This window comes from Anatilimnocola aquadivae (assembly GCF_049819085.1).
GTDB lineage: Bacteria > Planctomycetota > Planctomycetia > Pirellulales > Pirellulaceae > Anatilimnocola.
This window is the reverse complement of record NZ_CP187419.1, coordinates 4080248-4091304: the sequence shown is the minus strand read 5'-3', so window position 1 is coordinate 4091304 and position 11057 is coordinate 4080248. Positions and strand designations below refer to the sequence as shown.

The 11057-nt window shown below is 57.7% G+C and carries 9 protein-coding genes; 5 read left to right on the top strand and 4 right to left on the bottom strand.

Going from position 1 to position 11057, the window contains the following annotated elements; genetic code table 11:
* Nucleotides 1–185: 185 nt before the first annotated feature.
* The gene (locus NA78x_RS16275; RefSeq protein WP_425613422.1) at nt 186–1175 is read right to left on the bottom strand and encodes a DUF3500 domain-containing protein; all 990 of its coding nucleotides are present in this window, start codon (nt 1173–1175) and stop codon (nt 186–188) included.
* A gap of 201 nt (nt 1176–1376) precedes the next feature.
* Between NA78x_RS16275 and NA78x_RS16270 the strand changes: the two genes are divergently transcribed.
* The 4 genes from NA78x_RS16270 (at nt 1377) to NA78x_RS16255 (ending at nt 4808) form a co-directional block, all read left to right on the top strand.
* Nucleotides 1377–2288 carry a hypothetical protein gene (locus NA78x_RS16270; protein WP_425613421.1) on the top strand — a complete coding sequence of 304 codons (912 nt, stop codon included), beginning with the start codon at nt 1377–1379 and terminating at the stop codon, nt 2286–2288.
* A gap of 28 nt (nt 2289–2316) precedes the next feature.
* Complete coding sequence (locus tag NA78x_RS16265; protein WP_425613420.1) at nt 2317–3093, top strand: enoyl-CoA hydratase/isomerase family protein; 777 nt, start codon at nt 2317–2319, stop codon at nt 3091–3093.
* 335 nt (nt 3094–3428) lie between these two features.
* Nucleotides 3429–4349, top strand: a complete 921-nt coding sequence (locus NA78x_RS16260; RefSeq protein WP_425613419.1) for a DUF1559 domain-containing protein — start codon at nt 3429–3431, stop codon at nt 4347–4349.
* Between the two features lie 48 nt (nt 4350–4397).
* On the top strand, nt 4398–4808 hold the full coding sequence (locus NA78x_RS16255) for a hypothetical protein (RefSeq protein WP_425613418.1): 411 nt from the start codon (nt 4398–4400) through the stop codon (nt 4806–4808).
* A 14-nt stretch (nt 4809–4822) separates the two neighbouring features.
* Here the strand turns inward: NA78x_RS16255 and NA78x_RS16250 are convergent, their stop codons facing one another.
* Nucleotides 4823–5767 (bottom strand): hypothetical protein, encoded by a 945-nt coding sequence (locus NA78x_RS16250; RefSeq protein ID WP_425613417.1) that lies wholly within the window; start codon nt 5765–5767, stop codon nt 4823–4825.
* Between the two features lie 154 nt (nt 5768–5921).
* On the opposite strand from NA78x_RS16250, the gene NA78x_RS16245 reads away from it, so the two are divergent.
* Nucleotides 5922–6755, top strand: a complete 834-nt coding sequence (locus tag NA78x_RS16245; protein ID WP_425613416.1) for a hypothetical protein — start codon at nt 5922–5924, stop codon at nt 6753–6755.
* 372 nt (nt 6756–7127) lie between these two features.
* Here NA78x_RS16245 and NA78x_RS16240 read toward each other — a convergent pair whose 3' ends face one another.
* Nucleotides 7128–8669, bottom strand: coding sequence for an OprO/OprP family phosphate-selective porin (locus tag NA78x_RS16240; RefSeq protein ID WP_425613415.1), 1542 nt, complete (start codon nt 8667–8669; stop codon nt 7128–7130).
* A gap of 199 nt (nt 8670–8868) precedes the next feature.
* Nucleotides 8869–11040 carry a response regulator gene (locus NA78x_RS16235; protein WP_425613414.1) on the bottom strand — a complete coding sequence of 724 codons (2172 nt, stop codon included), beginning with the start codon at nt 11038–11040 and terminating at the stop codon, nt 8869–8871.
* Nucleotides 11041–11057 lie beyond the last annotated feature (17 nt).

Sequence of the window (11057 nt, the reverse complement as noted above, 5' to 3'; positions counted from 1 at the left end):
CTTACGTCGACATGCGACCCCAAAAACAGCGACTTAAAAAGAACCTATTCGTTGATTATTGGTCGAATAAATCAACAGCAATTCGCGCGGTTCCCGAGAGATACTGCAAGTGGTGTTGATAAGCTCCAGGGATTTATCAACACCACTCATTTGCGGTTGGCATCATCAGCCGCGACGTAAGTCACTTAAGCCTTGGCAGCGATATTGATGTAGGCATGTACGTGCGGGGCACCACGGAAGTGCCACACGAACGACGGCCCTTCCACGCGCCAAATATCCCACACGCTGTCTTTGTTCAGGTCGTTGTTGGAATAAAAGGCCATGTGCAGCTTGCCAACGCCGCCATCGGCTTTGAGCATCGCCATCACTTCTTCAGCATCTTCGGCCCGATAAGGAGCCAGCAGCACCTTCAGCGTGGCTTCGACCAATTGCTGTTGATCGCTGCTGAGTTCACTCACGCCGATACCCGGGAACTTGCCACTCGCGCCCTGAATATTGACTGCCGCTTCGCCCGGAGCCATGGGCAGCAGTGCCTTCTTGGCCTGGCCTGCATCGAGCGCCTTGAAGACCTCGTTGGTCTGCTTGGTCTGATAGTGATAGAGATTCTCTTTCGGATCTTCTTCGCCGTGACCATAGATGAGTGGTCCACCGAAGGCCGCTTTATCAACGCTGTTGCCATCGGCCCGCAACGTGAGATGCCGGCCGGTGAGGGTCCATTGGAACTTGCCGGAATCGGGATTGCCGAACATGGCCATGCTGTAGGCACCGAGGCCGCCATCGTCGTATTCGGTTTGCTTCAGCAGACGCTGAAAGCCATCTTCCGACGTGATCTTACGCACGATTTGCTCGGCCATCGCGCGTTGTTCTTTGGTGTAGAACGAGTCGTCAATCTTCTGCTTGGTGATATGCCAGTTGGCGTTGATTTTCTTGCGCAGGTCATGATCGAAGTCAAAACAGATCACTTTCTTCTGCTCGTCCGAAAGCGATTTGTACAGCTCGGCAGCGACCGTTTCGGCACCACTCTTGGGCGAAGGAGCGGCAAAGGCCGAATTGCTGAGCAGGGGAGCGGCAGCGGTTGCCAAAGCCACCGTGCCCATGCTGCGGAGAAAGTCGCGGCGATCGAGCCCACTGGGCGAATTGCAATCCGAGCAGTCCGAGCGATCTTTGTAGTTCATGGCTAGTTCCTGGAGAGGAAAGATTGGCGGGAAAACCTTCGCGCATTGTAGCGAACTGGTCGGGCTTCAGCGAAACTATTTTTATGCGCCGTTGTTAATTAGCTGCGTAACTGCTTGTTTCTGCGAACCACCGTATCTTCTCCCGAGGGTGATGTCATGCGACTAAGCATTCGTCTCTGTCTCTTGGTGTTAACAGGATTCGTGCACCTTGCTTCCGAACATGCGCAAGCTCAACTCGACCCGCAAGTGAGCAAGGTCGCTATCAAGCCGCTGGGCATCAAAGTCAGCAGCCCCTTCAGCCAAGCCGCGCACGATTCTCGCGTGGTGGAATATGTCGACCGCCTGCTGCGCGACATGGACAAAAACACCGACGGCTTCATCGATGCGGAAGAACAGAAAGCAGGTAGGTGGAATACGCCGGCCGAAGAGTCCGATACCGACAAAGACGCTCGCCTGAGCAAGCCGGAGTTGTTAGACAGAATTGCCAAGCGTTTTGGCCTGGTCAGCTTCAATGCCGCCACGGCGGACGCTGCGCCCACAAAGGGCAAAAAGCTGATTGCCTTCGAAGTCGTCCTCATCGATCGCCCGCCCAGCGATGTCGCCGGTGAACAAGGCCAACTGCCAACGGCCGCCGAGCTGCTTGCGTTGGAGAAGAAAGGCAAGCTCCCCAGCGTGCAACGGCTCAAGCTGTCGGTCCTGGAGAATGTCGAATCGCGCATGCAATTCGGCGAAGATGCCCCGCTGGTGACCAGTCGGACATCGCGTGGCGGTGGAGGCGGCTTTGGGGGTGGTGGTGGGATGCCAGTTTCGGAGAGTGTGAGCTATCAGTCGCTGGGGACCATGCTCACTGTTACCGCAGAAGTCGATGCCGATGGTAAAGTAATCGCTTCGCTGTCTCTGCAACGCTCTTCGCTGGCTCCTTCCAAGCCGGTCGAAAAAGTAGAAGGACAGGAAGCAGCTTCACCACCCGCTTTCCCTCGGAAACTGACGAGCACGATCAATACCGCCACCCGCCTCGCGCCCGGAGAAACCGCAGTCCTCTGCGGTCAGCAAACCCAAAACGGCAACACGCCGGGCGAACTGTGGGTGCTGGTCTCGGCGAAAGTCGAATAGGTCGAAGCTCGCTACCTCCAAATCGATTATGACGATTCAAGTCAAGAAAAACGTCCCCTCGGGCACGATCATCCTCAATCGGCCCGAGAAGCGCAACGCACTCACCCGTCAGATGATGACGGAGCTCTCGCAAGCTTTCACCGACCTGCACGGTGAGAAGCAAGTGCGGGCAGTGATTCTGTTTGGTGCCGGTCCCGCCTTTTGCGCGGGGATGGACCTGGCCGAGATGCAGGAAACCGCAGCGCAGCCCGATGCTCAGCAGCGATGGTACGAAGACAGCCTGCAGTACCGCGAATTGATCGAGCAGATGCTGCAGTTTCCCAAGCCGATCATCGCCGCCGTGAATGGCCCCGCTTTGGCCGGCGGCGCAGGACTGCTGCTCGCCAGCGATCTGGTAATCGCCACCGAGAGCGCGAAGTTCGGGCTCCCCGAACCCAAGCGCGGCATCGTGGCCGGCATCGTTTCTCCGTTACTGGCATTCCGCATTGGTGGGGGACCGGCGACCCACTTGTTATTACGCGCCAACACCATCGAAGCTCAGCAGGCTTTGTCGCTGGGCATCTATCACGAGTTGATCGCCGACGACTTAATCTGGGCCAAGGCTCACGAATTAGCTCAAGAAATTGCCCAATCGGCGCCCGAGGCAATTCAGCTCACCAAGCGGATGATCTACGAGAACATTGGCGAGCAAATGCTCACTCAACTCTCAGCAGGTGCCGCCGTCAGTGCAACCGCCCGCACCACCGAAGCGGCCACGGAAGGGCTCGCAGCGTTCTTCGAAAAGCGCACCCCAAAGTGGAAGTAGTTGTCTCTGCATTGCGGGTAACTGCAATCTTATTCGCGACTTTCTACAACAGTCGTTAAGTGCCTAGCCCTTGTTCGATCGGTGCTAGACCTTTAAGCAGCGGCCCTATCGTGGACATTGCGCGACAAGGGTGACATCCCCAGCGATGTAGGGGTGGCGTGAATGCGACATCCGCAAAACTGCTGGCAAATTGCCTCGAATCGGACCAAGTGGCAAGACTGGCACAGCGGTTGCCTAGTGCTCTTCGACAACTCGGTTGCAGGGTCTTGTTCAGCAACGGAACAGTTCTTCTGCTCGCAACCACTCTCGTTGTAGGAAGCATAGTGAGAATCTTGATGTCGCGCCGTTCGTCTCGGTCGGGTTTTACGTTGGTGGAATTGTTAGTCGTGATTGCCATTATCGGCGTTCTGGTCGCGCTCCTTTTGCCGGCAGTTCAAGCCGCCCGCGAAGCGGCCCGCCGCTCGTCGTGCTCGAACAATCTGAAGCAGCTCGCCCTGGCGCTGCACAACTATCACGATACGGTGACCAAGTTCCCTTACGGGTACATGGAAGGGGGCAATCTGTATAAGCGGAATTGCTGGATGCAGCAGCTGCTTCCCTACTTCGAACAGCGAGCCATGTACGACAAGTACGCGGCGACCAATGTGCAGTGGATCATGGACGTGCCGGCGGCCATCAAAGACATCCCCGTCAAGGTGATGAACTGCCCATCCGATCCATCCAGCAGTAGCAACCCGATGGGTGCTAACGGTGGCCTGCGTCCCGATGGTTACGGTTCGCAAGGCAACTATGTGGGCTGCACCGGTAACGGCTTCATGCTCGGTTACACGCAGCTCAACGGCTTGTTCTATTACGAGTCGGCGAATACTTTTGGCTCGATCACTGACGGCAGCTCGAACGCGCTCGCCTTTGGCGAAGTTCTGATTCGCGGCAAGACGGGTGGTGGCTGGGGCGACGGTGGTTCTTACTGGGGCGGTGCTCGTTGGGGCGGTTATGGCTTCACGACGATGGAGGCTCCGAACACCACGATTGCCGACCAGGTTTATCAGTGCAAAAGCACGACCTGGAAGAACGCTCCCTGCGTCTCGATTAGCTCGACCGATACCCAGCGAAACTCGCTCCGCAGCCAGCACCCCGCCGGTGTTCAGGTCGCACTGGCCGACGGCAGCGTCCGGATGATCAGCAACACGATTGACATCGTGACCTACCGCGCTCTGGGCGCTATCAACGACGGCGAAGTACTCAAAGACTTCTAATTCGCCCGCGCTGGTTGATCTGGTTCATTCACCAAGACTGAGGAAAATATGCGTATCGTTCGACGTAGCAACATTTCGCTGGGCCTGCTTACCGTGGCCGCACTGAGCATCCTGAGCCTGGCTGGTTGCGGCGGCAGCTCGGCAGTAAAGGTCGCCGGCAATGTGACCTTCCAGGACAAGCCCATTGAGAACGGCGAAATCATCTTTGTGCCCGCCGACTCGAAGGTTCCCGCAGTAGCGGGCAAGATCGAGCAAGGGAAGTACGTTTGCGAAGTGCCGCCCGGTGCGAGCCAGGTGAAGGTCACTGCCTATCGAGAAGTTCCAGGCAAGTTCGACACGTCGAACCCCGGCCAGAAGAATCCGTTGATCGAAATGTACATTCCCGAAAAGTACAACTCGAAATCGGAATTGAGTGCCGAGGTCGATCCAAGCAAGCCCACACTCGACTTCAAACTGTAAGTTTGAAGCAACCCTTATTCATTGGCTTCAAAATCTTCATTGCACTGCTTGCACGATTCATACGTGCAGTAGTGCTTCACGAAGCCCGTTTTGCCCAAGCGTGGATGTATCTGCGCTTTGGGCAAGATTTCTTCCAGCAACCAGCGATACGTCGCGAGCGGTTCAAAATGCTCGCAGATATCGATTGCCACGCTGTGCAAGGCCAGGCTCGCGAGCAGCGTTCGTAGCGCCGTCTCTGCCTCGGCTTCGGTGGTAATCGCTGCCGGCTTTTTCAAGGAGATGGGAGGATCGAACTGCATCACAAGTGGCTCGTCCTTCGCGCCATCGACGATCTCGTCCCATTCGTCATACATCCGCTTGGTCTCGGGATCGAGGCCAGGAATCACCTCGTCCCAACTGCGGCGCTGCGGGCGCTCGTCGGCAGCGGGTGGAACAACCTGTTCAGCATCCTCTGCTGCGAAACCGGCTTGCAGCAAGTGCGTCGGCAGATCGGCGGGAAACAACTGGTAAGGGTCGTCACCACTTTCGTCGACCAGGGGGAGATTTGCTTCGTCTTCGTCGTCTCGAGAGGCGCCTGCTGGATCATCATCACTTTTGGCCGCAACCGATTGGTCGGTAATTACCGGGTCGAGAATCTCAGCCACGATGTGGCCATTTTGGCCGAACCATTCCACGTGCAGACACGGGCGTCCCGCGACATTCCGTAAGTCGATGGCACCGACAACGCCGATTTGGAAAAATTCTAAGGCGTCGGCGGCCGCGCGGAACTCTTCAGCATCGGCTGGGCGGTCTGCGGTGGTAAATTCGACTCGCCGCCCGGCCAATTCAACGCTCGGATTACCGGCGAGTTCCAGCCGGATGCCAATGTCGCCGCCAAAGTCGAGCAGCACCAGAACACCGTTGCGACGGGAACAATAAACCCCTCCGCCGACCACCACCTTACCAATCTGAATCGTCATACGTTTCATCTCGCCCTAGCGGAATGGATTTGCCAGCGAGCCACATTTTCTCCTCTCTCGCTTCCATTGCAAACGCTTTCGTCCGGTCCGTTGCCCAGGCTAGACTGGGGCGACACTCGTCCTCAATCCATCGTTGCGACGAAAGTTCCTGCCGATGATTCGCCTCGCCGTTGCCCTGCTGATCTTGCTCGTGTTCGCAGCCAACTCGGCGCTCGCTCAACAGCCCAAGAGCACGAAGGACATCGCGGTTCCCCAGTACCGCGTGGATGCCACGGACTTTGAAGCGAGCGAAGCGGACATTCGCGCGGTCTGCGATTCCGCCGCGAAGCAGCTGTGGCCGTTGTTTCCGGGCTACGATTTGGAGCCTTTTGTCGTCACTCGCGGCAAGGCGGGGCCGATCACGCTTTACCAGCGCAACGACCGCCGCGAGATCGTGCTCAAGCTCGATACGCGCAACTCGTTTTGGTCGCAGTATGCCTACCAGTTCGGGCACGAATTCTGTCACGTGCTGTGCGGCTTTCGCGAGGGGTATCGCAGCAACCGCTGGTTCGAAGAGACCCTGTGCGAAACAGCCTCGCTCTATACGTTGCGGGGTATGACGCGCGACTGGAAGGACCAGCCTCCTTACAAACACTGGTCGAACTATCGCGATAGCCTGCGCGATTATGCCGATAACGTCATTCGCGAGCGGAAGCACGTCCGGGAGATTTACCGCGGCGGGATGCCTGCCTTTTATCGCGAGCATGAGGCGGAACTTCGCAAGAACGCGACCAATCGAGAGTTGAATGGCGCGATGGCGGTCGTACTGCTCGGCTACTTCGAAGAAGAACCCGCACGCTGGGAAGCGATCCGTTGGCTGAATGCTCAGCCAGCACCCAAGGAAGAATCGTTCGCCGACTTTCTGCAGCGTTGGCGAGGGGCGGTTCCAGATAGGCAGCAAGCGTTCGTTGGCGACATCGTCAGGCTCTATGGCCAGACGATTGATTAGCAGTCATATCGAATGTCGTGATCTCTATTGAAATAATAGACATATACATCATTGACAAGCGATCAGCCACTGTCGACAATGCAGGTACGTTCTCTGACAGCCTGGTTGTTTTGTAGCGCAGACCGAAATCGACGGTCGTGTTGGCGTCGTTCTTGGCGACACGCGAGTTGGCATCGCTTTTGGTGTGCTGTCCAAAAACCAGGGCGGTTGTTGGACAAAAGGGACGCATCGCAAAATCGGCCAAACGAACGCAAGTGCAGTCGCTAGAGCAACTTTCGGCAAAAAACGAGAACCCGAGTCTGTCCAATAACCCCTCGGTTTTTTGGACGTTTAGGGGTGAGTAGATGGGCCAAGCTGCTTCCACTGCGAGATTTAGAAATCGACCTGAGCTCGCAAGCCGTAGGCGCTGGTTTCGCTTTGAATGCCCGTGCGGGAGTCGAGCCAGCTGTGGATGTAGTTAAACACCACTTTGCAATACGGATTGCAGTACCAGTTGACGCCGGCAGTAAGGTTACTCATGTCGCCACCGTTGACGGTGCCATCGGTCAGGTCGATGTAGGACCAACGAGCGGCGATTTCCCAAGCACCAAGACCGGTGCAGGTGCCACCATCTTGAGTATTCACCCAGAAGAAGTCTTCGAAAGGCTTCACCCGGTCGATGGCACCCGCCTTGCGATCGTAAGGACGATGTTCACCGGTGAGAAAGTAACCCGCCTGCATGTAAGCACCGCTGAGGGTTGCCGTGCCACCGGCCGTACGATCGACGATGGCTGCCATCGCTTCGGCCTGGAACGAGAACGCTCCGTGGACGGTCAGATTTTCGACGCCAAAGGTGTTTACATTCTGCGCCATCAGAGGCAGGGTATCGACGAAGAACGGAGTGCCGTTGAACGCACCGGGAACAGCTTGACCGCTGGTGCCAACTGCACCGGGGGCGAATTCGCCGACGAAGATCTCGGGAATGGAGCGGAAGCGAACGATATCGTGAGGCGGCGAATTGTAGTAGTACGATCCGCCCAAGTGGCAGTAGTAGCGACCATCGGCCGGTTCGTCGTACCACAGCAGGTGCGTCAAACGACCTGCTACGCCATTGCCGCCGTCGGTGCTCAGCGAACCGCCGAACTGATCTTGCCCCGTCCGGAACAGCGAAGCGGCCCAGGTCCAATTCAGGTCTTCCGAGTTGTTGTAAAAGCCAATGCCGATGTGGCGAAACGGGGTGAAGGGCTGAAACAGGGACGATCGTTCCATGAATGTGGTGTAGCGAAAACTGCTGACTACTTCCAAGCTGAAGGGTTGCTTCCATTGACCGACGCGGACTGTGCCGAACACGGGCAGGTTCGTCCATTCCATCCAAACGTCGGTAAACGTCGGACGGCCGAAGAAGCCAAAATCCATTTGCACGAAGTAGTTCATGTTCTCCGCTACGGCCCCTTTCGCACTCAAGCGAACACGGCGGAAGTCGGCACCGTTTTGGATCGGGCCGCCTTGAATGGGGTCGAACGTCGCGCGGCTGGCGGCATCCTGGCTGAACATCACCGCGTCCGCTTGCACGATGCCGTTGATGGTGACATTGGGCAGCTTCTTCGAAGCTGCCTTGAGTGCTTCCATCTCCTTCTCGAGGGCCGCGATACGCGCAGTAGCATCGCCTGGCGGTGCGAGCGCCTCGGTCATGCCGTAATTGCTATTCATCGCCATCTCGGCCAGCGCTTCTACGGTAACCGGCGGTTGATAAGCGGCCGGAGGCGGCTGATCGCCCGACGAAGGCGCTGGATTCGGCAACGCCTGGAAATCGGGAACGGGAACTTGATAGGGCCCCGCTGGGGGCGGTCCATCGTTCGCTTGCCCGAAAGCAGAGGTCAGGAGCAAGCCAAATGCTAGCGTGACGACCGCTGGGACGATGAAGAAGCGACGCATACGGCTGTCTCGCCAGGAGGGAACAATTTCGAGCCCGCTGGGGCTACTCGATAGCAAGTCTTATCGGCCGGATAAACGCTACAATCGCTACAGCCTGCCAAATTGTAATCCAATGTTAGAAATTCACCTGGCGAGAATGCGACACGTGGCGGCTTGCCAGCAGTGCTGGCAAGCTTAGTTCGCGCGTTGGTCTGGCCGCCTAAGAGACCAAGCTGCGGAACGAGGTGAGCGTACGCTGCAGCACGGAGAAATCGACGGGCTTGGTCATGTGATGGTCGAAGCCGGCTTCTTTCGCGAGGCGTTGGTCTTCATCACGCCCGTAGCCCGTAAGTGCAATCAGCAGGAGGCCATCGAGTTGACTGTCTTCGCGCAGTGCCCGAGCGACGCCATAGCCATCCATGCCACCTGGCAAGCCGATATCGCAGAGGACTACTTCTGGCAACCATTCGGCTGCAGTGACCACGCCGCTTGGGCCGGTGTGAGCCACCTTCACCTCATGGCCCAGATGCCGCAGCAGCAACCGCATGCTCTCGGCGCCATCGAGGTTGTCTTCGATGATCAGAATCCGGCACGACTTGCCCTTCGCGGGCGTTCGCGCCGCAGGCTGAGCCGCTGCGGCGGCCGTCGCATCCAAGAACAGTTGCACGCGAAACTCGGTACCGCGGCCGAGACCTTCACTACTCACACAGACCGTGCCACCGTGCAGTTCCACCAGACCTTTGACGAGTGCGAGGCCCAGTCCCAAGCCACCACGACTCCGTTCGAGCGAGCGATCGGCTTGCGAGAAAGCATCGAACACGGAGTTGAGTGTTTCGCGATCCATGCCGATACCGGAATCGCGGATGGTCAGCAGCGCCGTCCGGCAATCAGCTTCTGGCAGCAATTGAACTGCGATCTCGCCACCTTCGTCGGTGAACTTGTGCGCGTTGTGCAGCAGGTTGCCGACAATTTGGCTCATGCGGGTTTTGTCTCCCTGCACCCAGAGCGATTGCGAGGGCAACTGCAGTGCGAGTTTCAGACCGCCTTGTTCCACAATTGCGCGGTAATCCTCCGCGGTCTCTTGCACGATCTTCGTCAGATTGCAGCGTTCTTTACGGAGCTGGATTTTGCCGCTGGCGATGCGCGAAACGTCGAGCAAGTCGTCGATGAGTCGAGTCATGTGCGCCACTTGCCGTTCGATCATCTCGCGGGCCTGAGTCGCCTGCGGATCTGCCGATTTTTCGCCTTCTTTGTCAGACCAACGCAGAATCTCGACCGCGTTGCGAATGGGCGCGAGTGGATTGCGCAGCTCGTGCCCCAGCATCGCCAGAAAGTGATCTTTGCGGCGGTCGTGTTCCCGCACATTCTCGTAGAGGCGAGCGTTGTCGATGGCGATGCTGGCTCGGCTGGCAAAATCTTCGACCAGCCGCAGCTGTCCGATCGCCGAGACTCCGGCCAGCGACTTACTGGCGAGCACCAAGGCACCGATAGTTCTGCCGCGGGCACTGAGCGGCACGACAGCAAACACTTGCTGATCGTCGCTGAGGGAGCCGGCGTCAGCGGTATAGTCGCTCAGAGAGATACTTATCGCTTTCGTGAATGCCGCCGGGCCCAGTTTCACTTGCCCATGTTCGATCGACTGCTTGATCGTGCTACGCAGCGCTGCGGGCAAGCGAACCCACAGTTCGTCGCGCACCGACGTAATGTTGCCAAGAGGTGTGGTCCAAGCGGCGTCGCACTTACCCAACTGTTGCTGCTCGTCGAGCAAGGCAATCAAGCTGAAATCGGCCAGGAAGGGAACCGCCACTCGGTTCGTTTCCGCGATCGTGGCATCGGTGCTCAGGTGCCGAGTCATGGCGGCCGAAGCTTCCGAGAGAAAGTTCAGCTGCCGATTCGAATCTTCGACGGCGGATCTGGCTGCCTGTTCACGCGCGAGAATCACTCGTTCTTCGGCATGCCGCTCAATGGCTTGCGACTTGCGAAACAGATCGACGAACACTCGCACCTTGGTGCGGAGAATGTCGGGCACGATCGGGGACAGGATGTAATCGACGGCGCCCAGCGAGTAGCCTTGCGCGGTATGCATGTCGTCGCCAAAGGCGGTGACGAAGATGATCGGTGTGTGCGTGCAGCGACGATGCTGGCGGATCATGGCAGCGGTATCGAAACCGTCCATGTCAGGCATGTTGACGTCGAGCAGAATGACTGCAAAGTCGTATTCCAGCAGGCGGCGAAGCGCATCCCGTCCCGACTTTGCCAGGACGATGTTCTCGCCCAGACTCGTCAGGGCCGCTTCGAGCGATAGAAGTTTATCGGGCTGATCGTCAACGATCAGCACGTTCACTTTCTCGCCGGGCGTGCCCGTTTGCGCGTCGGAGGTAACCTTCGTCATGAACGACCTTATCAACT

What these genes read in the sequence shown, in the direction of transcription:
- NA78x_RS16250 (WP_425613417.1), bottom strand. Translation starts at nt 5,767, where the DNA reads ATGACGATTCAGATTGGTAAGGTGGTGGTCGGCGGAGGGGTTTATTGT.
- NA78x_RS16260 (WP_425613419.1), top strand. Translation starts at nt 3,429, where the DNA reads ATGTCGCGCCGTTCGTCTCGGTCGGGTTTTACGTTGGTGGAATTGTTA.
- NA78x_RS16240 (WP_425613415.1), bottom strand. Translation starts at nt 8,669, where the DNA reads ATGCGTCGCTTCTTCATCGTCCCAGCGGTCGTCACGCTAGCATTTGGC.
- NA78x_RS16275 (WP_425613422.1), bottom strand. Translation starts at nt 1,175, where the DNA reads ATGAACTACAAAGATCGCTCGGACTGCTCGGATTGCAATTCGCCCAGT.
- NA78x_RS16235 (WP_425613414.1), bottom strand. Translation starts at nt 11,040, where the DNA reads ATGACGAAGGTTACCTCCGACGCGCAAACGGGCACGCCCGGCGAGAAA.
- NA78x_RS16265 (WP_425613420.1), top strand. Translation starts at nt 2,317, where the DNA reads ATGACGATTCAAGTCAAGAAAAACGTCCCCTCGGGCACGATCATCCTC.
- NA78x_RS16255 (WP_425613418.1), top strand. Translation starts at nt 4,398, where the DNA reads ATGCGTATCGTTCGACGTAGCAACATTTCGCTGGGCCTGCTTACCGTG.
- NA78x_RS16245 (WP_425613416.1), top strand. Translation starts at nt 5,922, where the DNA reads ATGATTCGCCTCGCCGTTGCCCTGCTGATCTTGCTCGTGTTCGCAGCC.